Consider the following 26,747-nt stretch of genomic DNA (forward strand, 5'->3'; position numbering starts at 1 on the left):
GTCGTCCCACGCGACCGTCGACCGCCGCGCGCCAGGTGGCATGCGGCGCGCTGGCAGGTCTTCGGACTCGTGGGCGTCCTACGCGTTCCTACTGGCCGTCGCTTCCCAGACCTCGCGGTCCAGTGCTTCGTTGACGGCGGTCGTTCCCACTAACCGCTGCGGGGCAGTTCCGGACTTCCACCGGATTCCCTCTTGCCTCGGCGTCCGCTCGCGCGGGGCCGAACCAGCTGCGGGAGACACCATATCTGGGCGACCGTTCGTTCGCGCAACCCAACATGCTGTGTCAGTGATCTTCAGTACCCGGAGGTGCCATGATCCGCAGCGCGTTCGCGTCGAGGGCGATCCGCAGCGGCGTCCGCCCGCAGGGCTCACCGTCCACCTCGACCGCCGCCGGCCGGTCCGTCTCCAGCCACAGCTCGCCGACCGCGAGAAAAGGACGTTCATGGAGGGTACGGCGGTGGCCCGTCAACGCATTACGCGCCGTCTCGCGCAGCAGCTCCCGCCGGGTCGCCCCGCCCACCGGATAGGCCACCAGCAGCCGGTCGTCGGCATGCGCGTCAGCGGTGATCGGCCGGCCGGCGTGGAAACCACCGTTCGCCACGTACACCTGGTGGGTCGTGAAGACGATCTCGCGCCCCTCGGCGTGCACCGTCGCCCGCAGCGGCCGGTGCCTCCGCAGCAGGCCCAGCGCGGTGATCGGATAGGCGAACCGCCCGATCGCCCTCTTGAGCCGGCTCGGCGCGTTGATCATCACCTCGGCGGAGAGGCCGACGCCGACATGATTGGTGAACGGCATGTCACCGGCGATCCCCAGGTCCACATCGATCACCAGGCCGTCGGTCATCGTCGTGATCGCCGTGTCCAGATCGGGCGGGATGCCGATCGTCCGCGCAAAGTTGTTCGTGGTGCCGAGCGGCAGCAGACCGAGCGCCATGTCCCGGTGCGCGAGCATCCGCCCCGCCGTGCTGATCGTCCCGTCACCACCGCCGGCCACCAGCAGATCGGGGCCCAGGTCGATCGCCCGCTGCAGGCTCCGCTCGAGGTCGCCCTCCACGCCGTACGATCCGAGCAGCTTGAACCCGGCCGCCTGCAGCCGAGCGTGCGCGTCGTCGTAGAACTGCCGCCCTCGCCGCGACCGCGCGTTGACCACGAGCGCGGCGCGGCGCTCGCTCCGGATATCGTCGGTCAGCTGCTGCTTCGTCCGCACCGCCCGACCCTATCCGCCCAAGCTGAGCACCCTCCCGCGCCCGCCCACCGGTCCGCGCCGAGCCGTAGCCCAAGCAGGTTCCCGGGGCGCCGAGCCGTAGCCCAAGCAGGTTCCCGGGGCGCCGAGCCGTAGCTCACGCAGGTTCCCGGGCCACGGGGCCGTAGTTGAGGCAGGTTTGGAGCCCGCGAGCCGTAGCTCAGGCATGTGATCAAGGGGTGACTGCCGGTCTGGACTACGGCTCGTCGGTCTCGGCCGTAGCTCAGACATGTGATCAAGCATGGATAGCCATGCTGGGCTACGGCTCGGCCCCGCCGGGTGCTCGGCCCCGCCGGGTGCTTGGCGCCGCCGGGTGCTCGGGCAGGCAGTGGTGGGCTCGGCCGTTCGGGGGATGAGGGCACACGTATCGCTTCCGTGCGCCCTCATCGACGCCCTGGCCGGGGTGTAAGCACACGTATCGCTTCGGTGCGCCCTCATCCCGGTCAGCGCGGGCGTCGGTGTGCTCGCCTCCACGTCGGAGGGACGGCTGGGCACCGGGCAGTGTCGGGGAGTGGATAACTGATGGTCATCGGCGCTGGTGGGCGGCGAGAATGGCGCGGTGGGGATCCGGGTGGGGGTGCTGGGGCCGGTGGAGCTGACCCGTGACGGTGTCCCGGTTCCGCTGACCGGTGTGCCGCAGCGTGTTCTGCTCGCCCGGCTTGCGCTGGCCGGCGGCCGGCCGGTTTCGGTCGCTGAGCTGATCGACGCGCTCTGGGAGGGTGCGCCGCCGGACAACGCGGTCGGCAATCTGCACAGTTATGTCTCCCGGCTGCGGCGGCACACCGGCGGCGACGTGATCCGCCGTGACCCGGGCGGCTACCGGCTCGCGCTGGAAAGCGACGATCACGCGACCGGCGCGAGGCGCGACGACGCGGGCCGGGTGGGGGATCACGCGACCGGCGAGAGGCCCGGCGACGCGGGCCGGGGAGGGGGCGGGCTGGACGTTGACGTTGTGGAAGGGCTTGTCGGGGTGGCTCGGCGCCAGCCCGCCGATCTGGCCGCCGCCACGCTCGCCCGGGCGCTCGACGTGTGGCGGGGGGAGCCGCTCGCGGACATCGCCGACCGGCTGGCGTTCGCCCCCGATGTGGCCCGGCTGACCGAGTGGCGCCGGCACCTGCGCGAGGAGTGCCTGGACCGGCGGATCGACGCGGGGCAGGCGGCCGAGGCGCTGCCCGAGATCGAGGCCCTGGCCCTCGCGGAACCCCTGCGTGAGCGGCCACATCTGCTGCTCATGCGCGCCCTGCACGCGACCGGCCGGGCGGCGGAGGCGTTGACGGTGCTCAGGGCGTACCGGGAAAGGTTGTCGGAGGACCACGGCCTGGATCCCTCACCCGCCATGATCGACATGCAGCGGCGGATCCTCGAAGAGGATCCGGAGCGGCCTCGGAGGACGCGGAGCGCGAACCGTTTCTTCGGCCGCACCGCGGAACTCGCCGCGATCCGCGCGGCGCTCGGCACCGACCGGGTGATCACGCTGGTCGGCCCGGGCGGGGTGGGCAAGACGCGGCTGATGACCGAGGCGCTCAGCGGCGAGGAACTCGTCGTGGAGCTGGCCGAACGCTCGGTTCCGGCGGATGTCGCGGCCGCCGTCGCCGGGGCGCTGGGCATGCGGTCGGCGCCGCGAGGCGGTGTCACGGCGCTGGCGGAGCGGCTCGGGGCGAGCCCGTCGGTGCTCGTGCTGGACAACTGCGAGCATCTGCTCGACGCGGTCCGGGTCCTGGTCAGCGAGCTGATCGCCCGGTGCCCGGAGGTGCGGGTGCTGGCCACGTCGCGTCAGCGCCTGGATGTGGCGGGGGAGCGGGTCGTCCGGATCGGCCCGCTGCCGGCTTCCGACCGGGTTGCGCTTTTCTGCGATCGCGCGGCCTTGCTGCGTGCGGATTTCCGGGACGATTCGCGTACGCGTGAGCTGGCCGCCCAGATCTGCGAGCTGGTCGACGGCTTGCCGCTGGCGGTGGAGCTGGCGGCCCGGCGGGAGGCGGTGTTCGGCCTCGCGCATCTGCGGGACCGGCTGGGCGCGGGGCTCAACGTGCTCGATCCGGCTCGTGGGGGCGATCGGGCCACCGGGGTCTCGGCGACCGTCGAATGGTCGTACCGTCTGCTGGACCCGGCGGCGCAACGCCTGCTGGACCACCTCGCGGTGTGCCGGGGTGGCTTCGGCCTGGACGCGCTGCCCTACTTCCAGGAGGACGCGGAGCCGCTGCTCGCGGAGCTGGTCGACGCCTCGCTGGTGACCTGTGATCTCAGCGGGGAGCAGCCCCGGTACCGCCTGCTGGAGACCGTGCGGCACGTCGGCATCGGTCATCTCGGACCGGACGGGGAGCGGCAGGCCCGCGCCGCGCACGCCCGGTGGATGTCGGACCTGGCGCGGGAGCTGGTCCGTCGCGGCCGGGACCGGGATCCGTGGACCACGCCCACGCTGCGCCGCGAGGTGGCGAACCTGCAGGAGGCCCTGCAGTGGATGGGCGGCCACGACGAGGAGGCCGGTGCGCGGATGGCCGCGCTGCTCGCGGTGATCAACTCGGATGCGCCGGATCCGGGACTCACCGAGCAGCTGGCCGGCTGGAGACCGGACCGGGTCGAGACCGAGAGCGATGTGCTGCGTGGTCTGGCCGCCGGCAACGCGGAGTGGCTGCGCGGCAACCTCGCCGAGGCGGACCGGCTGCTCACCGCGGTTCTCGACCGGATGCCCGGCGATCATCCGCTGCGCTGGGGCGCGCTTGTCGTCCGGATCTCGAACGCGATGTTCGCGGGCCGGGCCGCGGACGTGCGCGCCGACGCCGAGCGGATGGCGACCGATCCGGGCGCGCCGCGCTGGGCCCGCGCGACAGGGATCTGCTGTGCGGCGCTGATGGACGTGTACGGCGGTGACCCGGACACCGGCCTGGCCTGGCTGGACCGGTACGCCGAGCACCTGAACACCGACGGTCTGGACGGTTTCGTCCCGTTCACCCGCGGTGAGCTGATCGCCGCCCGTGACCCGGCGGGGGCGCTCGCCTGGTACGACCTGTCGATCGCCGCGAACGACCGGGTGAACCAGGTCTACGGCGGCAACGTGGCGCGGGTGGCGCGGGCCGCCGTGCTGATCCGGCTGGGCCGGCACGACGAGGCCGTCACCGCCTGCCGGGAGACGATCGTGGCGGTCCGCAACGCGAACATGACCGCCCAGGTGTGGACGATGGCGCGGCTCGTCGCCGAGCTGCTCGCCGCCCTGGGTGATCCGGAGGCGGCCGCCGCGCTGGTGGCGGCGGCGGACGCGGACCCGTTCGCGCCGGCGGTGATGGGCCCGGACCGGGAACGGCTGGCCCGGCTGCGCGGCCCGGCGCCCGTGACGATCCACGATCCGGTCCGGTTCTGCCTCCAGAGACTGGCGACAGGGGCTGGTATGGGATCAGCAAGGCATCAGCAAGCGCCGCCGCGCATCGTGAGGTCATGACGACAGACACACAGCAGACACCGACCGTCGACGAGGCCCGCGTGGAGGCCTTCGCCGGGCAGCTGATCACCGACTTCGCCGGCGCGGCGACCACCGCGATGACCGTTCTCGGCGACCGCCTCGGCCTCTACCGGGCGCTGACCGGCGCCGGCCCGGTCACCGCCGCCGAGCTGGCCCAGCGGACCGGCCTGCATCCGAGGCTGGTCACCGAATGGCTCCGCCAGCAGGCTGTCTCCGGGTACCTGACGGTCGACGGGGACACCTACGAGCTGCCGTTCGAGCACGCGCTGGCGCTGTCCGTGGTGGACTCGCCGGCCTACCTGGTCGCGGCCGGTGAGATCATCGCCGGGTACTTCCAGTCGCTGGAGAACCTGGAGCAGGCGTTCCGGGGCACCGGCGGGCTGAGCGGCGACGAGGTGCCGGGGTGCACCTACCACGGCATCGAGCGGTACTTCCGGACCGCGTACGTGAACCAGCTCGCCCAGGCGTGGTTCCCGGCCGTACCCGGTCTGGTGGCGAAGCTGGAGGCGGGCGCCCGGATCGCGGACGTCGGTTGCGGGCACGGGTTCGCCAGTCTGCTGATCGGCCGCACCTGGCCGGCGTCCACGGTCGCCGGGTTCGATCTGCACGAGCCGTCGGTCGCGACCGCGCGGGCCCGGGCCATCGAGGCGGGCAGCCCGCCGAACGTGTCCTTCCACGTGGCGGACTCGGCCGCGCTGGACGGGCACGGCCGGTTCGACGTGGTGGTCTTCTTCGACGCGCTGCACGACATGGGCGACCCGGTCGCCGCGCTGCGGGCCGCGCACGCGGCGCTGAACCCTGGCGGCATCGTGGTGGCGGTCGAGCCGTGGTCGGCCGACGACTGGACCAGCACGATCGGGATGCCGATCACCCGCATCGGGTACGCCTCGTCGACCGCCCTCTGCACCCCGACCTCGCTCGGCCAGCCCGGCGCCTACGGCCTGGGCACGCTCGGCGGCCCGTCCCCGCGGCTGGACCTGCTCGCCGCGGCCGGGTTCGCGGATCCGATCGTCGCCGCCGACACCGGCTTCAACCTGGTCGTCTCCGCCACCAAGATCTGATCATCGGGTACGGGCTGATCCGGCGCGCCGGGTCAGCCCGCCGAGTCGTCCGCGCCGCCGCAGATGTAGTTCGGCTCGGCGTCGTATTTCCAGGTGAACTTCTCCCGCTTGACGACCTTGCCGTCCCGCTCGAACAGCCGGTACGCGTCCTGGGTGAAGCCGGGCAGGCCGCCCGTGGCGATGCAGCTCGGACCGGCCGGCAGGGTGATCGTCCGCGGCGACGTGATGTTGCGCCGCCTGCTCCACTCGGTGGACACCTTGTCCCACACCTTGGTGCTCCAGACCGACACGGTGATGCTGTTTCTGGTCCAGGCGGTGTCGAGCAGGACCCCGTACGGGCTGTCGTTCTTGAATTTGAAGTCCAGGTCCGGATAGAAGATCGTGGACTCGATGACGGCCGGGTACCTGTCGAAGTAGTACGAGTGCGGCTTGTGCTCGACGTCCTTGAGGCCGGCGTAGTACGTGGCGTTGAAGAGCGTCGTGGTGAACTGGGAGACGCCGCCGCCGACGCCCGGGGTCAGCTTGCCGCCGAGGATCACCGGGGCGTCCTGGTAACCCTGCTGGTAGCCGCGCTCGCCGGTGTGCTTGTTCAGCGAGAACGTCTCGCCGGGCAGCACCAGCGTGCCCTCCACCTGCTTCGCGGCCTGCACGATGTTCTGGCTGCGCGGGGAGGAGAGCCCGCCGGTGAACTTGGTGGTGAACGTCGAGACCTTCTCCTTGACGCCGAGTTCGCCCAGCTCGGCGGCGGTGAGTTCGGGTTCCGCGCGGGTCACGGTCGCGGCGATCGTCCGCTCGGTGGTGCTGCGCAGCGCGGTGAGGATCTCCGGCGCCATCGCGGCCAGGTCGACAGCGGTCCCGTCGGCGCCGCCGACGATCGACGGCTTGCCTCCCTTGAGGCTGAACCGGGCGTCCTTCGCCTTCTTCTCGACCTTGGCGAGCGGCTTCTTCACGGCGGCCCGCAGCTTCTTCGCGTCGACGCGGGGCTCGATCCTCCCGGTCTTGTCCGACGTCAGGACCAGGCTCTTCGCGATGGCGGACGGCGGAACCGTCACGGTGCCGGAGTCCGCGGTGATGGTGAGCGGCCCGGAGACAGCCGGCTCGGCCAGATCGGTCACCAGCTGGTCCACCTCGGCGGCGGTGGTGACCGGGTGCACCTCGACCAGCGGGACGGTGACCGCGCGGCTGGCCGGCCAGCTGTCCCGGATCGTGGCGGCGGTCCGGGCCGGGTCGAGGCCGCGGCCGGCCTCTGGGTGCACGGCCCGCGGTTTCACGCCGTCGAAGACCACTGCCGGTTTCGTCATCGGCTCGCCGATCGTGCCGAGCGACGTGCGCAGGGCCGCGTCCAGCAGGTCCGGGTCGACAGCGACGACCGGCGGCACCGCGCGCTCGCCGAACGGGGACGGGCTGCCCTGCGCCGCGGCGGCCACGGTGGCGTCGACGTCGACGACCAGGCCGACGTCGGCCGGCTTCACGCTGGCCTGGCGATCCTCGACCCGCACGGTGACCGGCTGGCTGAGCCGGGCGTCGGCGGCCAGGTGGGTGCGGAGCTCGGCGGCCGCTTCGGTACGGCTCAGACCGCCCAGCTCCGCGCCGAGAACCGTGACACCGAGCGGCACCTCCCCGCGGTAGGCCCAGGTCACGGCGGTGCCGGCGCCGGCCGCAAGGACCAGCACCGCGGCGCCGGTGATCAGCGCGCGGCGGCCCGTGCGCCGCGTCCCGGGAGCCGGCGGGGGCGCCGGGTCGGAGCTGTCGAGGACGTCGTGCGAGCCGGTGGGCTGCGCCGGCAGCCGCACGGTCAGCGCGTCGTCCACCGCGGGCCGGGGCTCACCTGCTGTGCTCACCGGGGTCCTCCTCGCCGCTCGGGCGGCGACCGCTCGGCCGCCGGGCCAAGGATGCTAGGGGAGGCTCGCTGGCGACAACCTGTGGGTCACCTGTGCGCAGTGGCGTTCAACGCGCCCCGTACCGTGCTGACCAGGGCTTCCCGGTCGAACGGCTTGGCCAGGATGGTGGATCCGGGCTCCAGGTTGTTGCCGTTCTCGTCGATCAGTGACTCGGCGAAACCGGAGACGAAGACGATCGAGAGGCTGGGCTGGCGCATCGCGGCGACCTTGGCCAGCTGCCGGCCGTTCATGCCGGGCATCACCACGTCGGTGACCAGGGCGGACACGTGCCCGGGGTGCTGTTCCAGGATGCGCAGGGCCTCACCGGCGTCGTTCGCGGTGAGCACGTCGTACCCGGCGCTGGAGAGGATCCGGGCCGAGACCTGCAGGACCGCCGCCTCGTCGTCGACCAGCAGCAGGGTCTCGCCGCCGGTCTCGTCCGTGCCGGTGGGCGACGGCGGCGGCGCCGGCGTCTCGGTGATCAGCGCGGGCAGGGTGAAGGTGGCGGTGGTGCCCCGGCCCTCCTGCGAGCGCAGGGTGAGCTGGCCGCCGGCCTGACTGATGATCCCGTGCGCGGTGGAGAGGCCGAGGCCGGCGGTGCTGCCTGCCGGTTTGGTGCTGAAGAACGGCTCGAACGCGCGGTCCAGGACGTGCTGCGGCATGCCGGCGCCGGTGTCGGTGAGGCTCACCGTGACCATGTCGTCCTGCGCCGACGTGGTGACGGTGACGGTTCCGCCGGACGGCATCGCCTCGGCGCTGTTGCGGACCAGGCTGCGCAGCGCCTGGCTGATCTGGGCCGGGTCGGCCTTGACGTCCGGGAGCGCGGGGTCGAGATCGAGGATCAGCTCGGCGTCGCCGGCGGTCTCGCGCAGTGACGGGGTGTCGTCGCGCAGCAGCGCGTTCAGGTTGATCGGGGCCGGTTGGATGATCTCCCGCCGGCCGAACGCGAGCAGTTGCTGGGTGAGCCCCTTGGCCCGTTCGCCGCCCTTCACGACGTGCTGCAGGTCGCCGAGCAGCGACTCGGCGGTCTCGGCCGGGACGGTGCCGTCCTCCAGCCCGTCGTTGATGGTCTCGATGGCGAGGTTCGTGTAGCCGAGGATCGCACCGAGGATGTTGTTGAAGTCGTGCGCGGTCCCGCCGGCCATCCGGCGCAGGCTGTCCAGGCGTTCGGCGTCGCGATGCCGGGAGTCCTCCTGCCGGCGCATGATCTCTTCGCGGAGCCGTTCCTCGGCGGAGACCAGGTCGGTGACGTCGTCGACCATCAGCACGCCGCCGGCGAGCCGCCCGTCATCGTCGTCGTGGATCTGCCGCAGGTGCAGCCGCAACCGCCGGGTGGTCCCGTCCGGCCAGGAGATCCGGTGATCGAAGCGCAGCTCCGCGGTCTCGCCGGCGCCGTGCAACAGGCTGAGCGCGGCGTCCTGCGCGGAGTCGTCGAGGCAGTCCAGCCAGCCCTGGCCGAGCAGGCTCTCCTGCGGCATCTGCATGATCTCGGTGAACCGCTCGTTGATGTAGTCGGCGGTGCCGTGCGTGTCCAGGATGCAGATGCCGACCGGGGAGGCGACGGCCATCGCCTCGAACCGCCGTTCGGTGTCGTGCAGGGCGCGGACCTTCTCGATCAGTTTGGCGTTGACCGCGTGCAGGTGGGCCTGGGCGAACTCCTCGTCGGCGGCGGGCGGCACGTCGATCAGGACCGGGCCCTGCGCCAGGGCGGTGTCGATCGCCTCCAGCAGCGTGTGCGGGTCCTGCGAGCGCAGCACGACCTGGCTCACCCCGCAGGCCTCGGCGATCGGCCGGGTCTCCGGTTCCAGGTAATTGGCGGTGTAGAAGATGACCGGCGCCTGAGCGGCCAGCCGGTCCGGGTCGGAGCGGAGCCGATGCACCAGCTCCAGCCCGTCGATGCCGGGCATCAGCACGTCGGAGACCACGACGTCGGGGTGGTGGACGTGGGCCAGCCGGAGCGCGTCGGCCCCGTCCCGCGCCTCGATGACGTCGTGACCGCGGTACCCGAGGAGCATCCGGACGATGTCCCGGTTGGCAGCCACGTCGTCGACGACCATCACTGTCGCCACGGCGTACCCCTTACGATGTGGTGTTTGTCCGTAATAAGGCTAAAGCAGAATTTATTCGCATGTAGGTTGACTCTGAATCGAGGGGAGAAGCGTCGTGCGCAAGGCCGCCTGGGTCCGGTACGGGCTGATCGCCGGCGGACTGGCCGGCGCCGGCGTGACCATCGGCGGTGAGCTGCTGCGCCGTGCGGGCCGCCGTCTCGACCAGTACTTCTACCTCGCGGCGATCCTCGAGCAGACCGCCACGCCCGCGTTCGTGAAGACCGTCAACGGCCGGTACCGCCTGGTCAGCGGCGCGTACGAACGCCTGCACCAGGTCCCCGCCGGAGTCGCCGCCGGCCGGTACGACCACGAGGTGCACCCGCCCGAGAAGCTCACCGAGTACCGCCGGCGCGACCGGATGGTGCTCGCCGCCGACGGCCCGCTCGCCTTCGAGGACGAGGTCGTCGACTTCGAGCGCGTCCGCCGGTACGTCACCACCCTGTACGCGCTCCGGGACCGGCGGAACCGCCCGTACGCGATCTTCGGGGTGAGCACCGAGGTCTCCGAGCAGAACCGGGCCACCCGGCAGGCGGCCAGCGAGCGCCGCCTCCAATCCGAGATCAACGCCCGTCTCGCCGCGATCGTCGAGGCGTCCCAGGACGCGATCGTCAGCAAGGCGCTGGACGGGACGATCCGGACCTGGAACCCGGGCGCGGAACGGCTCTACGGGTACACCGCGGAGGAGATGGTCGGCAACGACGTGACCCGGCTGCTGCCGCCGGACCGGCAGCACGAGGAGCGGGAGCTGCTGGCGCGGGTCTTCGCCGGCGAGGCGCTGAGCCGGTTCGAGACACGCCGGCAGCGCAAGGACGGCTCGATCATCGAGGTCTCGCTCAGCATGGCGCCGATGCGCGACACCGACGACTCGGTGATCGGGGTGTCCACCGTCGCGCACGACATCACCGCCCGGGTCCGTGCCGAGCAGCGCCTGCGGCTGGAACGCGAGCAGCTCGAAACGATCATGGGGGCGGCCAGCGACCCGTTCTTCACGATGGACGACGACGGCCTGATCTCGGAGTGGAACCGGCAGGCCGAGCACGTCTTCGGCTGGGGCCGCGACGCGATCATCGGCCGGAACGTGACCGACACCGTCCTGCCGGTGCGGTACCGGCCCGCGCTGCGCCGGCTGCTCGACGGCCAGTGGGACTGGCTGCTCGACCGGCCCACCGAGATGGCCGCCACCCACCGGGACGGCCACGAGATCCCGGTCGAGCTGACCATGTGGCGCATCGGCCACGACGGCGGAGTGCACTTCCACGGCTTCGTCCGCGACATCACCGCCCGCCGGCAGACCGAGCAGGCCCTCGCCGAGGCCCGCGACCAGGCGATCGAGACGGCCCGGCTGAAGTCGCAGTTCCTGGCGTCGATGAGCCACGAGATCCGCACCCCGATGAACGGCGTGATCGGGCTGACCGGGCTGCTGCTCGGCTCCGACCTCGACGAGAAACAGCGGCGGTACGCCGAGGGCATCAGCGCCGCCGGAACCACCCTGCTCGCCGTGATCAACGACGTGCTCGACTTCTCCAAACTGGAGGCCGGCAAGGTGCTGCTGGAGGAGGCGAACTTCCAGATCGGCCGGCTCATCGACGACGTGGTGTCGCTCGTCGCGCCGCCCGGCACGCGGGACGCGGTCACGGTCGGCGGCGTCTGCGACCCGCGGCTGCCGGAGACGGTCTGCGGCGACCCGACCAAGCTGCGCCAGGTGCTGCTCAACCTGGCCGGCAACGCGGTCAAGTTCACCACCGAGGGGCGGGTCACCGTCACCGCGGCGCTCGACGAGGGACAGAGCACCGGGCCGGACGCGGTGCCGATCCGCTTCGAGGTCCGCGACACCGGCATCGGCATCGACGGTGAGCGGCAGGAGGAACTCTTCGAGGCGTTCACCCAGGCCGACGCGGGCACCACCCGCCGGTTCGGCGGCACCGGGCTCGGCCTGGCGATCAGCCGGGACCTGGTGGAGCTGATGGGCGGCAGCATCGGCGTGGAGAGCGAGCCCGGCCACGGCAGCATGTTCTGGTTCACCGTCACGCTGCGGACCGCCCGGGACGATCTGGATCTCACCGAGCGGCACTCGCTGGACGGCCTGCGGGTGCTCATCGTGGACCGCGACGAGCAGGACCGGAACGTGCTCACCGACCAGCTCACCGGCTGGTCGATGCGGGCGGGGACGGCCAGTGACGTACCCGGCGCCCAGACCGCCCTGCGGGAGGCCGCCGCGGCCGGGCGTCCGATCGACCTGGTCATCGTCGACATCGGCACGGCCGAGGCGGACGGCCTGGACCTGGCCGGATTCGCCATCGCGCCGCCCGGGTGCCCGCCACCGAAGATGATCCTGCTCGCCGACGAGGCGCACCACCTGCCCGGCGAACCCGACCCGGAGAGCTTCTCGGCGGCGTTCGCCAAGCCGCTGCGGCAGTCCCAGCTCTACGACGCCCTGGTCGGTGTCCTCACCGGCGACACCGGGGAACCGGCCGCCGGCGCCGCGGGGGAGACGCCGACCGGCCGCGGGCACCTGCTGCTCGTGGAGGACAACGACATCAACCGGACGGTCGCGCTCGGCGTGCTCGCCAACCTCGGCTACAGCGCGGACGTCGCCGTCAACGGCCTGGAGGCGGTGGCGCTCGCGACCCGCCGGGAGTACCGGGCGATCTTCATGGACTGCCTGATGCCGGAGATGGACGGGTACGCGGCCACCGCGGAGATCCGCCGCCGCGAGCCGGAGGGCCGGCACGTGCCGATCATCGCGCTGACCGCGAGCGCCCTCGCCGAGGACCGGGCCCGCTGCCTCGCGGCCGGCATGGACGCGCACATCGCGAAGCCGCTCGTGCCGGGCGACGTGGCCCGGGTACTGGACCGCTGGACCAGCCGGCTGCCGGCCCAGGACGTCGGCACGGTGATCGACGAGATCGACAAACGGCTGGACCAGCTGCGCGGGCCGGACCCGGTGGCGACGGCCACCGCGCTGGACGGCCTGCTCGGCGCGCTCGCCGGGAAGATCCCCGAGCACCTCGACCGGATCGCGCACGCGCTCGCCTTCGACGACGCCGCGCAGCTGCGCTCCGAGGCACACCAGCTGAAGGGCATCATGGCGAACCTCGGCGTCGGCGCCGCGACGCTGGCCTGCGGGCGGCTGGAGGACGACGCCCGGGCCGGCGATCTCGACGCGGCCGTCGCCTCGTTCGCGCACGCCCGCCCGCAGGTGGCGACGGTGGGCAGGGCGGTGGAGCGGATCCGGCGCCGGTTCAGCGAGGAGACGGCGGCGCCGGTGTCCTGACGGCCTCCCGGCGGTTCGCCACCAGGCTGGTCACGGTCACCGTGGTGAGGGCCAGGGCGATCACCACGAGGGAGAGCTCGGTGGGGATGTCCGGCACCTGCGGCCAGACCTTGTGCGCCCAGTGCAGCACCAGCTTCACGCCGATGAACGCGAGGATCACCGCGAGCCCGTAGTCCAGGTGCCGCAGCTTGCCCAGCGCGTTGCGCAGCACGAAGTAGAGCGCCCGCAGGCCGAGCAGGGCGAACGCGTTGGTGGCGAAGACCAGGTACGGATCCTCGGTCACCCCGTAGACGGCGGGCACCGAGTCGACGGCGAAGACCAGGTCGGTCACGAAGACGGCCACCACCACGAGGGCCAGCGGGGTCAGGGTGCGGCGGCCGTCCAGGCGTACGGTCAGGCGGCCACCGTGGTAGTCGCGGGTCACCGGCATCATCCGGCGGAGCAGCCTGACGCTGCGCATCGAGTCGATGTCGACGTGGTACTCCTCGTCACGGACCGCGTCCCGCATCACCTTCGCGGCGGTGAGCAGCAGCGCCGCGCCGAAGAGCAGGAACGCCCAGGTGCCGGTCTGCAGGACCGCAGCGCCGGCCGCGATGAAGATCGCCCGCAGGACCAGCGCGCCGACGATGCCGTAGAGCAGCACCCGCTGGGCCAGCTGCGCCGGCACCGCGAACGCGGCGAGCAGCAGCATGAAGACGAACAGGTTGTCGACCGACAGCGATTTCTCGACGACCCACCCGGTGTAGAACTCGACGGCCGGCTTCCGCCCGTACACCTGCCAGAGAAGGACCCCGAACGCGCCCGGAAGCGCGAGATAGAAGAGTGACCAGCCGACCGCCTCGCGCATCGCCACGTCGTGCGGGCGGTGGGTGATCGCGAAATCGGCGGCCAGCAGCGCCAGCAGCACGACGATGGTGATCGCCCAGAGCTGCGGGGAAGCAATGGTGGACAGCGACGACAAAAGAGCCTCCTCGGACATGCGTCATCGTCCGAGGTCTCCCTCACCCGCCGGCAATCGGCGGGCAGCGCACGGGGGCACACAGGGGTGCCCGTGATGACCGCCACGCTTCGCTGGAGGTACTCCCCTCACCGCCCACCCTAGGCAGAATCGGGCCCGAGCGACATGCCAACCACCCGGTTCCGCGAATCCGGTTGACGGGCCCGATCCGGCGCGCGACCGTGTAGCCAAGACCGTTGTCCCAGCTAGCGAGCGGTACCGAGGAGGTTCCGCATGTTGCTCGACATCCTGGTCGGCACGGTGGTGATGGTCTGTCTTTTGGTCAGCAGCATCGCGTTGCTGCCGCCGCCGGCGCGCCACGGGCGCGGCCACGGCCACCACCGAGCCGCCTTCCACTTCCATTGGCCGCACTTCCGCCGACACAGCTAGACCCTTGCGAAACCACGCCTCATAGACTGCTCCGATGTCTCCGTGGCGGGCGATCACCGCGTTCGGCCTGGTCAGTCTCGCCGCCGACATGGTCTACGAGGGCGCGCGCTCGATCACCGGGCCGCTGCTCGGCACGCTCGGCGCGTCCGCCCTGGTCGTCGGCCTGATCACCGGGGCCGGGGAGGCCGCCGCCCTGCTGCTGCGGCTGGTCTCCGGCCCCCTCGCGGACCGGACCGCGCGCTACTGGACCCTCACCATCGCCGGGTACGGGCTGACAGCTCTCTGCGTACCGCTGCTGGCTGTCGCCCCGGCCCTCGGTGGCGCCGGCCTCGCGGTGGCCGGTCTGCTGATCGTGGCCGAACGGGTCGGCAAGGCGATCCGGTCACCGGCGAAGTCCGCGCTGCTCGCCGAGGCCGCCGGGCAGGTCGGGCGGGGTCGCGGCTTCGCGGTGCACAAGGCGCTCGACCAGATCGGCGCGTTCGCCGGTCCGCTGCTGGTGGCGGCCCTGGTGGCGGCGTTCACGCTGCCGGCGGCGCTGGCCGCGCTGGCGATCCCGGGCGCTCTCGCGATGGCGCTGCTGTTCTGGCTGCGCCCGCGGTTCCCCGCCCCCGACGGCCGGGACACGGCCATCGTCTCCGGGCGCCTGCCCCGCCGGTTCTACCTCTTCGCCCTCGCGATGGCCGCCTCCACCGCGGGACTTGTCACGTTCGGGCTGATCTCGTACCACGCCAGCGAATCCGGCGGTCTCCCGCTCGCCACCGTGCCACTGCTCTACGCCGCCGCGATGGCCGCCGGCGCCGTCGCGGCCCTGCTCAGCGGCCACCTCTACGACCGCTGGGGACCCCGGGTCCTGTACGCCCTGCCGGCGCTCGCCGCCGCGATGCCCGCCCTCGCGTTCGCCGGCAGCATGCCCGCGATCGTGGCCGGCACGCTGCTCTGGGGCGCCGCCGTCGGCGTGCAGGACTCCACCGTCAAGGCCCTGGTCGCCGACCTGGTCGCCGCGCCGCGACGGGCCACCGCCTACGGCGTCTTCGCGGCGATCCAGGGCGCGGCCGCGCTCGGCGGCGGTGTCCTCGCCGGCGCCCTCTACGGCTACTCGATCACGCTGCTCGCCGTGGTCCTCGCCGTCCTCCAGGGGGTCGCCGCCGTCCTGCTCGCCGTGACACGGGCGTGAACCGGGACGGGCAGGACTGCTCCCTCGCCGCACCGTCGCGCGAGTGACCGCCGAGCGCTACGACGTGCCGCTGCCTCGGCCATCCCGCATCGGTGAGTGTCAACGGAGAAACGGCGAGAAGGCTGGTCCGGCGCGTGACGGTGACCGACCTGATGCACATTTGATCGGGCGTTCCGCTCGTGGTCATGAGGTTGTTGCCCGGCCGATCGCGGCTGAATCTTCGCTGTGGGCATGCGCGTCGTGCTCGCTACAGAGTCGTTCCTTCCCGACGTCAACGGTGTCGCCAACTCGGTCGCGCGGATGGCCGAGCACCTGGTGCGCTCCGGTCATGAGCCGATGGTCGTCGCCCCCTCACCGCCCGCCGGCAGCCGGGCCGTCGGCGACCTGCCGTACCCGGTGGTGCGCGTCCGCTCCCTGCCGATGCCCGGGTATCCGCAGCTGCGGCTCGGGCTGCCCGCGCCCGCCCTGCACGCCGCGATCCGGGCACACGACCCCGACGTGGTGCACCTGGCCAGCCCGTTCGTTCTCGGGGCGTGGGCGCAGGCCAGCGCGAAGACGCTCGGGCTGCCGTCGGTCGCGGTCTACCAGACGGACGTCGCCGCGTACGCCCGCGCCTACCGGGTACGGCTCACCGAACGCATGGCGTGGCGGTGGATCCGCACCGTGCACAACGCGGCGACCCGCACCCTCGCGCCCTCCACCGAATCCGTCACCGCGCTGCAGGCGCACGGCGTCCGCCGGCTGCACCTGTGGCGGCGCGGCGTCGACGACGTACGTTTCCACCCGTCCCGGCGCAGCGCCGCGATCCGCCGGGCCCTCGCCCCCGGCGGCGAGGTGCTCGTCGGCTTCGTCGGCCGCCTCGCCGCCGAGAAGGAGGTGGAACTGCTGGCCGGCGCGTCCCGCCTCCCCGGCGTCCGGGTGATCGTCGTCGGTGACGGCCCCGCCGCGGCGTCCCTGCGCCGGGCCCTCCCGGGCGCGCTCTTCCTCGGCGCCCGGCACGGCAGCCAGCTGGCCCGCATCTACGCGAGCCTGGACGTGTTCGCGCACACCGGCCCGTACGAGACGTTCGGCCAGGCCGTCCAGGAGGCGATGGCGAGCGGCCTGCCCGTCGTCGCCCCGGCCGCCGGTGGCCCGCTTGATCTGGTCACCCACGGCCGGACGGGCTATCTGGTGCCGCCGCACGAGACCGCCGGCTTCACCGGGGCGATCGCGTCGCTGGCCGGGGACCCGTCGCTGCGCCGCGCGATGGGCGAGGCCGGCCGGGAGTCGGTCCGTGGCCGAAGCTGGTCAGCGATCGGCGATGAGTTGCTGGCCCATTACCGCGCCGTGACGACGGTCCCGGTGGCGATTCCGCTGCCACCCCTGCCCTCTCGAGCCTGACCCGCCCGTTACCTTTTTTGATCGTCCCCAGCCGAACCTCTCCGTCCCCGGCCGAGCCCGTCCGTCCCCGGCCGAGCCCGTCCGTCCCCGGCCGAGCCCGTCCGTCCCCGGCCGAGCCCGTCCGTCCCACGCCGGCCGTCCCGCGCAGCCAGGCGCGAGCCGTAGCCCACGCAGGTTCCCCGCCCGAAAAACCTGCGTTGTCTACGGCTGGCGGGTGCGGGCCGTAGCTGAGGCAGGTTCCCGGCTCGAATAGCCTGCGCTGTCTACGGCTCGCGGGTCCGGGCCGTAGCTGAGGCAGGTTCCCGGGCCGGATGACCTGCGCTGTCTACGGCCGGCGGGTCCGGGCCGTAGCCGGGGGCCGGGCGGGCGGTGGCTGGCCGGGGGCTGCGGGGCATGGCGGGCGGTGGCTGGCCGAGGGCTGCGGGGCATGGCGGGCGCGGCGGCAGTGGCGGCGGCGGGGCTATGGGGTGCTGGGACCGGGCGTGGCGGCGGCGGGGCCGGCTGCGGGACTGGGTCCGGTGGGGACGGGGCGGCGAGCGCGTCGTTTGTGGATTGCCACGCCGGCCAGGGCTGCCAGGATCAGCATGCACGCGGCGAACGGCAGGAAGAAGATCGTTGCCAGGCCGGCGCCGATGTTCGCGCCGATGGTGCCCGCGGTCAGGGTGGACCAGGTCAGGCCCAGGATCACCCCGGCGCAGGTGGGCGCAGCAGGACCATCCACCAGAGCACGTCCGCCTGCCGCCGGACGATTGCGCGGATCACCACGGTCAGGGCAGCGGCCGCGAGCAGTGCCGCCACGACGCCGGCCGTGGTCTGCTGGCCGGCGGAGAGGCCGAGGGGACGGATCACGTAGTCCAGCGGTACGCCCTCCGACTCCAGCAGCTTGGCCTGCGGGTTTGTCTGGTCGCCGGCCAGCCAGGTGGTCACCACGGGGACGGCTAGGGCGTAGACGAGCACGGCGTAGATCACTCGACGATCATCCAGTCGTGCGGCGGGACGGTTCCGGCGGGGAACGTGTGGGGCTCGTCGCCGATGTTCAGCAGGGCGGTGAGACGGTTCGTGCCGTCGGTCGACGTCAGCGCCATGGTGGTGTTCGTCAGCTCGCCGACCTCGGTGCGGGCGTGGGCCAGCCAGGCGTGCCGGCGTCTGATACCGATCAGGCGCTGGTGCAGCTCGAAGACCGGGCGGCCGAGCGCCGAGAACTCCGCCGGACTCGCCGGGAAGACCGGTCGCACGTCGTCGTCGCCGCCCGCGCGGTCCTCCTTCACGCCGCGGTACGCCTGTTCGTCGCCGTAGTAGATGCTCGGCGTCCCACCCAGCGTGAACAGCACCACGAGCGCATGCGCGAGGTGCCGTTCGTCGGTGAGCCGGCTGGCGATCCGGGTGACGTCGTGGTTGCCGACGAACGTCATCGGCATGCCCGCCGCGAGCACCTCCTGATGCCGTTTCACGGCCCAGGCCAGCTCCCACAGGTTCCGGTCGTTGAGGCTGCTCCAGATCGCTTTCCAGATCTCGTACTGCGTGATCCCGTCGAGGGTGCTCGCGGCCAGATAACCCGGGTAGTCCCCATGGATCACCTCACCGGCGAACCATGCGTCGGGATGCGCCGGGCGCACCCGCGCCAGCACATCACGCCAAAATTGCGGGGGTACGGCGTAAGCAGCGTCCAGCCGCCACCCGGACGCCCCGCGGTCCAGCCAGTGGTTCATCACCCGGACCACGTGGTCGGCGACCTCCGGCTCGGCGTGGTTCAGTTCGAGCAGTGAGCCGTGGCCCTCGAAGGCCGCGCCGGTGAGCCAGTGCGCGGGGGCGTGGAAGCCGCGGCCGACGTGGTTGAAGACGCCGTCGAGCAGGACCCGGATGCCGCGCTCGCGGGCCGCCGCGATCAGCTTGTCGAAGTCGTCGTCGTCGCCGAGGCGCGGATCGATCCGGAAGTGGTCGACCGTGTCGTATCCGTGTGTCTCGGAGGCGAAGATCGGGCCCAGCTGGAGGCCGTTGGCGCCGAGTTCCAGCAGATAGTCGAGCCAGTCGACGATCTTGGAAAGCCGGTGCTCGCCGCCGCCGAAGCCGTCATGGCCGCTGCCGCCGCCGAAGCCGTGGTGGCCGCTGCCGCTGCCGTCACCGGCGCCGGTGAGGGTGCTCTCGCGCGGGGCTCCGGTGAAGCCGAGCGGGTAGACGTGCCACCAGATGGCGTAGTCGATCCAGGGGTTCACCTGGCGAGCCTACTGCGCGCGGGCACTCCGGGCGCGGCGGCGGCGCGCGCGGGCACGCCGGGCCCGGCGGCGGAGGGCGCCGGCGGAAGGGGCGTCAGGGGCGGCGTGCCACGGGAGTCGTCGGCTGCGGTTGGGGGAGGTGCCGCCCGTACCCTAGAAAGATTCGTCCCTGGGAAGCGTGGGGCGGTCGTCGGGGATCGGGTCGGGCAGGTGGCCGGTGTCGGCGAGCCAGCGTTCGACGAGGGGCCAGTACCAGACGGAGGTGCCCGGCTCGGGTTGCGGGAAGGCGGCGTGGGCGGCGCGCCAGCGGTCCGCCTCGGCCGGTCGGACGCCGGTGCGGTGGGCGATCTGATGCATGGTGACCAGGGCCGGATCGTCGTGGTCGCGCTGGTCGGCGGTGGCCCAGACGCTGACGTCCGGCTCCTCCCAGCCGCGCGCGGCGACCGCGGCGAGCGTCGGCGAGGCGGCCCGGAGACGATCGCGGAGGATCTCCCGGTTGGCCTCGATGGTGTCCCAGACGGCGGCGTTGGCTGCCCGGATGCTGCCGTACTCACCGATGTGCCCGATGCCGTAGGGCCGGGTGCCGACCTCGGCCTGCCAGGTTCCGCGCGGGCCGGGCTTGACCGAACCGCTGGTCATCGACGTGAACTCGGGAACCGTGACCGGGTGACCGCAGTCCGCGGCCAGCCGGCAGGCGGTGATCACCTCGCCGAGCGGGGTGGGACGCGGGTCGCGGTGGATGGCGGCGGTGTGGACGGCGAGGCGGTCGGCCGGGTCGAGGCGCTGCCACCACAGGTCGCGGACGCGGTGCAGGAGGTCGTCGAGAGCGGGCACCACGACGGCATGACCGCCGCCGGGATCGGGACGCCGGGTCACCGTCAGCGGATCCCGCTGCCGGGTCACCGCCGCCGTCAGATCGCCGACCAGACGCACCACATGATCGGCGAGACGCTGGTCCTCGCCGGTCGGAACACGCACCACCATCGATCCTCCTCCCCGTATCGGAGAGCATGCACGCCGTGACGGCCCCCGTCTGTCCCTGAGGCTGTCGGGTGCGTAACACTTCACGGGGGCGCGATCGGCGCAACGGAGGTGGAAAGTGCCCAAAATCGTTGATCACGACAAGCGGCGCTCTGAGATCGTCGAGGCGTACCTGACGGTGGTCGCCCGCGACGGGCTGCCCGCGGCGACGAGCCGGGCCGTCGCGGCCGAGCTGCACGTCGGCACCGGCGCGCTCTGGCACTACTTCGACGGGTTCGACGCCGTGGCCGCCGGGGCCTACCAGCGGATAAGCGACCTCACCACGGAACGGATCGTGGCGGCCACCGCGTCGCTGCGCGGGCTCGACGCGTTCCTGGCGATGCTGCGGGAGATCCTGCCGCTGGAGAAGCGGACCGTCGACGAGGCGTACGTCGTGGTCGGCTTCTGGGGTCGGCTCGCCGCGAACAAGCGGATCGGCGAGACGCAGGCCGACGTGGTCGACGAGTGGCGGGCGATGCTGCGGCGGCACCTGGAGGAGGCGATCGAGGATCGGACGATGGTCCCGGAGACCCCGGTCGACGAGGTGATCAACGTGGTGCTGACGATCGCGGTCGCGCAGCAGGTCCACGCGGTGACCGACTCCGAGCTCGCCGAGCCGTCGCATCAACTCAAGATGGTCGAGTTCTGTCTGCTGCCATGGCGCTGCGTCCCCGGAGCGGGTATTGAGGGGTGATGGGTGACTTCAGGCTCAGCCGAAGGTTCGTTCTCACGGGCAGCTCCGGTGTGTTCGGGGTGGCGGTCCTCAACACGGTGACCGGGTGTTCGTCCGACCCCGCGTCCCCGTCCCCGTCCCGCGCCGCCTCGGCCACGCCATCGGCCGGTGCCGGAAACGTCGTGACCGGTGACTGGCAGCGGGTCAACCTCTCGTTCGTCTCCGTCTATCTGCTGGTCCGCGGCAGCGAGGTCGCGATCGTGGACACCGGCACGTCCAGCTCGCCGGCCGACATCGAGGCCGGTCTGAAAGCCGCCGGCTCCGGCTGGGACGCGGTGAAACACGTGATCGTCACGCATCGGCACCAGGACCACGCCGGTGGCCTGGCTGGCGTCGCCCCGGCGATCAGCGGCACCATCTACACCGGTGACGGCGAGGTCGAGGCGATCACCGCGAGCAAGCCGCTGAAGGGCCTCAAGGACGGCGACGAGATCTTCGGCCTGCGGATCGTCGCCACGCCGGGGCACACCCCCGGCCACATCTCGATCTTCGAGCCGGCGACGGGTGTGCTGGTGACCGGTGACGCGCTGAACAACATGGGACAGTTGACCGGGGCGAACCCGCAGTACACCACCGACATGGTGGCGGCCGCGGCCTCGGTGAAGAAGCTGGCGACGCTCGACGTGAAGGCGATCCTGCCGGGTCACGGCGAGCCGCTGACCACCGGGGCGAAAGAGGCGTTGCAGCAGCTTGCCGCGACGCTGTGATTCAGGTCTGCCTGTCTCCGGCCGATCAGCAGAGCGACCCGGCGGATGCGGAGTGAGTGTATAGGTGACGGAGATAGGCCTGACCGACCTGGTCGTCGGGGAGGAACTGGGCCGGGGCGCGTTCACGATGGTGCACCGGGCCCGGCGGGGCGACCGGTGGTACGCGGTCAAACGTCCTCTCGCCACCCCTGACGCCTACCCCGCGATCCGCGCCGACTTCAACCGCGAAGCGGCCCTGCTGGCCTGCATCGACGACGCCGCCGTGGTGCGCGTGCACGCGACCGGCGACCTCGACGGCATGCCCGCGCTGGTGCTCGAGGAGATTCCCGGCGGCACCCTCGCCGACCTGATCGCCGGGGGCGTGCTCAGCCAGGAGCGGGTTGTCGGGATCGCCGCGCACCTGGCCCGTGGCCTGGCCGCCGCGCACCGGCTCGGCCTGGTGCACCGCGACATCAAGCCGGGCAACATCATGGTCTCCGGCGACCGCCCGCCCAAGCTGATCGACTTCGGTCTGGCGCAGCTCGGCCGCCAGGCCCGCGACGACGAGGCGGCCGGCACCTTCCTGTACGCGTCACCCGAGCAGTCCGGGATGCTGAAGCGCCCGGTCGACGGCCGTTCCGACCTGTACTCGCTCGGCGTGGTGCTCTTCGAATGCCTCTCCGGCCGGCTCCCGTTCGAGGCCGACGACGTCGGTGAGCTGCTCCGGCTGCACCTGACCGCCCCGGTGCCGGACCTGACGGCGCTGCGGGCCGGCGCCGACCCGGCCCTGGTCGCGGTCATCGGACGGCTGCTCGCGAAGGACCCGGACGACCGCTATCCGGACGCCGCCGCGCTCCTCGCCGACCTGCGCGGATGCCCGGGCGGCGCGGCGGCCGAGCAGCCGGCCGTCAGCGGGTGGCCGCTGGTCGGCCGGGACGCCGAGGCGGACCGTCTGCGCCGCCGGTGGGAGCTGGCCCGGCAGGGGCAGGGCGGGGTCGCGGTGATCCGTGGCGGGGCGGGCTCCGGGCGTACCCGATTGATCGCCGAGGTCGCCGGCTGGGCCACCACCGACGGTGTCCCGGTGCTGCGCGCCACCGGCCGCCCCGGCGAGGCCACCCCGCTCGCGGTCGCCCGCGAGGCCATCGGCGGCTGGCTGGAGACGGCCCGCCGGATGCCGGAGGCGGAACAGCTGATCGACGAGGCGTACGCGGCCGCCGGTCCCGCGCTGCTCGGGCAGTTCCTCGGCGAGACCGACGAGGGCGAGGGCGAGCACGTGCTGGCCGCCGCCGTGGCGTTCGTCGGGGAGCTCGCCACCCGCTCCGGCGGCCTGCTGATCGCCATCGACGACGCCGACGACATCGACTCCGGCACCCGGCAGCTGCTCGTCAAGCTGGTCGAGGAGCTGCCGTCCCTCCCCGTCCTGCTGCTGCTCACGACCGCCGTCCCGATCCCGGCCGGCTCGTTCGAGGTGACATGCGCGCCGCTCGGCCCGGCCGACGTGGCGTCGCTGATCGCCTCTCGGCTGCCCGGCGCCCGGGTCCCCGACGAGCTGGCTCAGCACGTCGTGGCCCGCACCGACGGGACACCGCTCGCCGTGGTCAGCTACCTGCTCCGGCTGGTCGACGTGGGCCTGGTCAGCCCGTTCTGGGGCGAGTGGCGGCTGGACATGGTCGGCGCGGACGCGCTGCCGCCCGTCGCCGACGTGCGTGACCTGCTCGCGGCCCGGCTCGCCCGGCAGCCCGCCGAGGTGCTCGACTGCCTGACCATGGCCGCCGTCGCCGGAGTCCGGTTCCGGCCGGAGCCGCTGATCGACCTGGGCGAGCCGGACCGGGTGGTGGCCGCGCTGGCCGCCGGCGTGGACCGGCACGTGCTGGAGCCGCGTCCCGGCGGGCGCTACGCCTTCGTCCACCCGCAGCTGCGGGACCTGCTCATCGGCCGGATCGACGCCGCTGAGCTGCGCAAACGGCACGCCGCGATGGCCCGGGCGCTGGAACGGCTGCCGGAGGGCCTGCGGGACGAGGGACACGCGTACGTGGTGGCCCGGCACTACCGCGGCGCCGGTGACGCGGCCCCGGCCGCCGACCGGCTGCGCAGCGTGGCCGCGGCCGGGTTGCGGGCTTTGACCGACCAGGCGCCGGCCGAGGCCGTCGACTACCTCGCCGAGGCGGTCGCCGGTGACCCGGCGGCCGGCTTCGAGCTGCTGCACCCGCTCGCTCAGGCCTATCTGCGGGCCGGTCGCTACGGCGAAGCCGCCGCGACGCTGGACCGGGCGCTCGCCGCCGAACCGGACCGGCTGCGGCGGGCCCGGCTGCTCACCACCCGCATCGAGCTGCATCACACGCTCTGGGACGACGCCCGGGCGCTCGACGCGACCCGCGCCGCACTGGGTGAGCTGCGCCGGCCGCTGCCGGGCGCGGGACTGCTCGCGCTCGTCGCGGCGTTGTGCGTCGCGTTCGGCGGGGGGTTCGTCCGCCGTACCCACATCGGTTTCGGCACCGCACGGGGCCGCCGGCGGGAATCGCTCGCCGCGCTCACCGCCGTCCTGGACGCCGGCGGCTATGCCGCAGCCATCGGCCTCAGGTTGCGCGAGGCGGGCACGCTCGCTCTCCGGGCGGTGTACGCCGTGAACCGTCTCGGTCCCAGCCCGGAGTACGTCCGCGTGTACTCGCTGATCGGTTACGTGACAGCGGTCGTGCACCTGCGCGGCACCAGCGAGCGCTGCCTGCGCCGGGCCGGCCGGGTCGCCGCCGAACTGGGCGATCCGGCGCTCACCGCCTACGTCGAGTGGCTGCGCGGCTGCGCGCTGCTCTTCGGCGGCTACGACGACGGCACCGCCTGGGAGAGGGTGATCGCCCGGTACTCCCGCTGGTACTCGCCGGCACAGACCATTCCCGGGTACGCCACCGTGGGCCTGCGGCTGCTGCTGCGCGGCTACGTCGACGAGGCCGAGCGGGAGTACGACCGTGCCCTGCGCCACCTCGGCGACTCCGACCAGGCGCTCGGCACGTCGCTCGGCATGCTCAGCGTGATGATCCCGTCCGGTCAGAGCCGGTTCGGTGAGGCCGGCGCGGCGCTGAAACGGCTCCGCGAGGCGTTCCCGGACGGCACCGGAACCCCGGTGCAGCGCGCCAACATGCTCACTGCGGCCTGCTGTTTCCTGCTCGAACAGGGTGAGGTCGGCGTCCAGCTGGAAGAGGTGCTCGCCGAGTTCCATGCGCTGCGGCTGCGCGCCTCGGACCTGATGCCGCAGCACCGGTGGGTCTACGTCTATCAGGCGCAAGCCCGGCTGATCCAGCTGCGGTACGCGTCGGACACCGACCGATCCGAGCGGCTGCGGGCGGCCCGAGCGGCCGTCGCGGAGCTGGGCGAGGTCGGGGGGACGCCGCTGCTGCGCGCGGTCCACCTCAGCACCCGCGCCTCGCTGTTCTACGCGTCCGGCGACCATCAGCGCTGCCTGAAGGTTGCCGACGAGGCCGAGCAGCGGCTGCGCGGGCTGGACGCGCCGTTCATCCAGTACGAGGTGTTCCGGATCCGGGCCCGCGCCATGCGGGCCCTCGGCATGGCGAACGAGGCCGAGCGCCAGGCGCGGTACGCCCTCGCGGTGGCCGCCCAGCACGGGTGGGAGCAGCGGCGCCGGCAGACGCGTACCGAATTCGGTGTGGACGAGGGCGCCGGCACGCACCGCCGTACCGTCGCGGACCGCCGCCCGAGCGGCCGCAACCGGCACCTCGACGCGCTCCAGCAGATCGGCTCGGCGGCGGCGACGATCCTCGACCCGCAGCAGCTCGCCCAGGTCGCGCTCGACGAGATGCTGCGGATCCTGGGCGCGGAGCGAGCGCTGTTCTTCCTGGTGGATTCCGGCGAGCCGGTCCGGTATGCCGGGCGGGACGCCTCGGGTGATCTCGACGAGGACATCGCCTACGGCGCGACGCTTGTCCGGCGGGTCGCGGAGTCCGGTGAGCCGCTCGTGGTCACCGGCACCGACGAGGGCGCGGCGCTCGGCTCGCGCAGCGCCGTCGTGCACGGCCTGCGGAGCATCCTGGTCGCGCCGGTGCAGTTCAAGGGCCGGTTGATCGCCGTGGTCTACCTGGACAGCCGGCTGGCGCGGGGCATCTTCACCGACGACGACGTGGCGGTGCTGACCGCGGTGAGCAGCCATGTCGCGGTGTCGCTGGAGACGGCCCGGGCGGCGCAGCTGCACTCGGCGGTGCAGGCGGCGCGGGAGCAGCAGGCGATGGCGGAGATGCTGCGGGCCAGCCTGGCCGAGCTGACCGCGATCCTGGAACCGGACCGGGTGCTGCGGCAGTTGTGCGTGACGCTGTACTCCCAGCTGGGGGCGGACGCGGCGGTGCTGATCGGCCCGGCTGGTGACGTGCTGGCGGTGGAAGGAGTGTCACCGGACCTCGTGGGTTCCTCGGTCTCCGTGGACGCCTCGGACATCTCTTTCATAGGTGATTCGTCGATGATGGGGGATCTGCCGGTCCTTGCCGTACCGCTGCGTGGCCGTGACGCCCCGGCCGGGATGATCCTGCTCGGTGGCGCGGGCCTGGACGACACCAGCCGCCAGGTCGCCGCGGCCCTCGCCACACAGGGGATGACCGCCTACGAGAACGCCCGCCTCTTCAGCCGCGTGCAGGAGCTGGCCACCACCGACGAACTCACCGGCCAGCACAACCGCCGCCACTTCTACGCCATCGCCGGCGCCCTGGTGAACACCGCGGTGCGCCACGAGCGCCAGCTGGCCGCCGCGATGCTCGACATAGACAAATTCAAGAACATCAACGATACGTACGGTCATGGCGTGGGTGACGAGGTGATCCGCACGGTGGCCGCCCGGGTCAGGGAGAAGTTGCGCTCGTCCGACGTGCTGGGCCGTTACGGCGGCGAGGAGTTCGCCATGGTCCTCCCCGATCACGACGGTCAGGCCGAGGCGCTGGCCGAGCGGGTCCGGGAGGCGGTCTCGGCAGCCCCGGTGCCGACCCAGGCCGGCCCGGTCCGGGTGACGATAAGCGTGGGGCTGGCGCGCCTGGAACCCGGCGATGCGAGCCTGGACGAGCTGCTGGCCCGGGCCGACCACGCCCTGTACCGAGCCAAGGAGGCCGGCCGCAACCGCGTCATCACGGCCTAGACATGC

Annotated in this window: 17 protein-coding genes and 1 riboswitch; of the genes, 9 read left to right on the top strand and 8 right to left on the bottom strand. The window is 72.6% G+C overall.

What is annotated here, in order from left to right:
• Nucleotides 1–35: 35 nt before the first annotated feature.
• Nucleotides 36–243, bottom strand: a riboswitch (cobalamin riboswitch).
• A 40-nt stretch (nucleotides 244–283) separates the two neighbouring features.
• Complete coding sequence (locus tag AMIS_RS09330) at nucleotides 284–1,207, bottom strand: diacylglycerol/lipid kinase family protein (protein ID WP_014441972.1); 924 nt, start codon at nucleotides 1,205–1,207, stop codon at nucleotides 284–286.
• Between the two features lie 595 nt (nucleotides 1,208–1,802).
• On the opposite strand from AMIS_RS09330, the gene AMIS_RS09335 reads away from it, so the two are divergent.
• Together AMIS_RS09335 and AMIS_RS09340 are read left to right on the top strand one after the other, a co-directional pair.
• Complete coding sequence (locus AMIS_RS09335) at nucleotides 1,803–4,676, top strand: AfsR/SARP family transcriptional regulator (protein ID WP_157434781.1); 2,874 nt, start codon at nucleotides 1,803–1,805, stop codon at nucleotides 4,674–4,676.
• Nucleotides 4,673–5,758, top strand: a complete 1,086-nt coding sequence (locus AMIS_RS09340) for a class I SAM-dependent methyltransferase (RefSeq protein WP_014441974.1) — start codon at nucleotides 4,673–4,675, stop codon at nucleotides 5,756–5,758. The genes AMIS_RS09335 and AMIS_RS09340 overlap by 4 nt, the downstream gene beginning before the upstream one ends.
• A 32-nt stretch (nucleotides 5,759–5,790) precedes the next feature.
• On the opposite strand, the gene AMIS_RS09345 is transcribed toward AMIS_RS09340, so the two are convergent.
• Together AMIS_RS09345 and AMIS_RS09350 are read right to left on the bottom strand one after the other, a co-directional pair.
• Entirely contained in the window at nucleotides 5,791–7,599 is a 1,809-nt protein-coding gene (locus AMIS_RS09345; protein ID WP_014441975.1) for a VanW family protein, read from the bottom strand.
• Between the two features lie 86 nt (nucleotides 7,600–7,685).
• Complete coding sequence (locus AMIS_RS09350; protein WP_157434782.1) at nucleotides 7,686–9,707, bottom strand: hybrid sensor histidine kinase/response regulator; 2,022 nt, start codon at nucleotides 9,705–9,707, stop codon at nucleotides 7,686–7,688.
• Between the two features lie 94 nt (nucleotides 9,708–9,801).
• Here AMIS_RS09350 and AMIS_RS09355 point away from each other — a divergent pair, with 94 nt between their 5' ends.
• On the top strand, nucleotides 9,802–13,020 hold the full coding sequence (locus AMIS_RS09355; protein ID WP_014441977.1) for a PAS domain S-box protein: 3,219 nt from the start codon (nucleotides 9,802–9,804) through the stop codon (nucleotides 13,018–13,020).
• On the opposite strand, the gene AMIS_RS09360 is transcribed toward AMIS_RS09355, so the two are convergent.
• Nucleotides 12,989–13,999 carry a TerC/Alx family metal homeostasis membrane protein gene (locus AMIS_RS09360; RefSeq protein ID WP_014441978.1) on the bottom strand — a complete coding sequence of 337 codons (1,011 nt, stop codon included), beginning with the start codon at nucleotides 13,997–13,999 and terminating at the stop codon, nucleotides 12,989–12,991. The genes AMIS_RS09355 and AMIS_RS09360 overlap by 32 nt on opposite strands.
• 252 nt (nucleotides 14,000–14,251) lie before the next feature.
• On the opposite strand from AMIS_RS09360, the gene AMIS_RS42375 reads away from it, so the two are divergent.
• The 3 genes from AMIS_RS42375 (at nucleotide 14,252) to AMIS_RS09370 (ending at nucleotide 16,961) form a co-directional block, all read left to right on the top strand.
• Entirely contained in the window at nucleotides 14,252–14,407 is a 156-nt protein-coding gene (locus tag AMIS_RS42375; protein WP_014441979.1) for a hypothetical protein, read from the top strand.
• A 34-nt stretch (nucleotides 14,408–14,441) separates the two neighbouring features.
• Nucleotides 14,442–15,581 (top strand): MFS transporter, encoded by a 1,140-nt coding sequence (locus AMIS_RS09365; RefSeq protein ID WP_014441980.1) that lies wholly within the window; start codon nucleotides 14,442–14,444, stop codon nucleotides 15,579–15,581.
• A gap of 231 nt (nucleotides 15,582–15,812) precedes the next feature.
• Complete coding sequence (locus AMIS_RS09370) at nucleotides 15,813–16,961, top strand: glycosyltransferase family 4 protein (protein ID WP_014441981.1); 1,149 nt, start codon at nucleotides 15,813–15,815, stop codon at nucleotides 16,959–16,961.
• Between the two features lie 460 nt (nucleotides 16,962–17,421).
• Here AMIS_RS09370 and AMIS_RS09375 read toward each other — a convergent pair whose 3' ends face one another.
• The 4 genes from AMIS_RS09375 to AMIS_RS09390 all read right to left on the bottom strand — a co-directional run bounded on the left by AMIS_RS09375 (nucleotide 17,422) and on the right by AMIS_RS09390 (nucleotide 20,158).
• Complete coding sequence (locus AMIS_RS09375) at nucleotides 17,422–17,682, bottom strand: hypothetical protein (RefSeq protein ID WP_157434783.1); 261 nt, start codon at nucleotides 17,680–17,682, stop codon at nucleotides 17,422–17,424.
• Complete coding sequence (locus AMIS_RS09380) at nucleotides 17,646–17,930, bottom strand: hypothetical protein (RefSeq protein WP_014441983.1); 285 nt, start codon at nucleotides 17,928–17,930, stop codon at nucleotides 17,646–17,648. The genes AMIS_RS09375 and AMIS_RS09380 overlap by 37 nt, the downstream gene beginning before the upstream one ends.
• Entirely contained in the window at nucleotides 17,927–19,174 is a 1,248-nt protein-coding gene (locus tag AMIS_RS09385; RefSeq protein WP_014441984.1) for an alpha-amylase family protein, read from the bottom strand. Before AMIS_RS09385 ends, AMIS_RS09380 begins: the two co-directional genes overlap by 4 nt.
• Before the next feature lie 153 nt (nucleotides 19,175–19,327).
• Nucleotides 19,328–20,158, bottom strand: a complete 831-nt coding sequence (locus AMIS_RS09390) for a hypothetical protein (RefSeq protein ID WP_014441985.1) — start codon at nucleotides 20,156–20,158, stop codon at nucleotides 19,328–19,330.
• A 115-nt stretch (nucleotides 20,159–20,273) separates the two neighbouring features.
• Between AMIS_RS09390 and AMIS_RS09395 the strand changes: the two genes are divergently transcribed.
• The 3 genes from AMIS_RS09395 (at nucleotide 20,274) to AMIS_RS09405 (ending at nucleotide 26,741) form a co-directional block, all read left to right on the top strand.
• Nucleotides 20,274–20,888: a TetR family transcriptional regulator C-terminal domain-containing protein gene (locus tag AMIS_RS09395; protein WP_014441986.1), complete on the top strand. Its 615-nt coding sequence runs from the start codon at nucleotides 20,274–20,276 to the stop codon at nucleotides 20,886–20,888.
• Nucleotides 20,888–21,634: an MBL fold metallo-hydrolase gene (locus AMIS_RS09400; protein ID WP_014441987.1), complete on the top strand. Its 747-nt coding sequence runs from the start codon at nucleotides 20,888–20,890 to the stop codon at nucleotides 21,632–21,634. The genes AMIS_RS09395 and AMIS_RS09400 overlap by 1 nt, the downstream gene beginning before the upstream one ends.
• A gap of 64 nt (nucleotides 21,635–21,698) precedes the next feature.
• Entirely contained in the window at nucleotides 21,699–26,741 is a 5,043-nt protein-coding gene (locus AMIS_RS09405) for a diguanylate cyclase (RefSeq protein WP_014441988.1), read from the top strand.
• Nucleotides 26,742–26,747: the final 6 nt, after the last annotated feature.

Origin of the sequence: Actinoplanes missouriensis 431 (assembly GCF_000284295.1) — a bacterium.
Lineage (GTDB): Bacteria > Actinomycetota > Actinomycetes > Mycobacteriales > Micromonosporaceae > Actinoplanes > Actinoplanes missouriensis.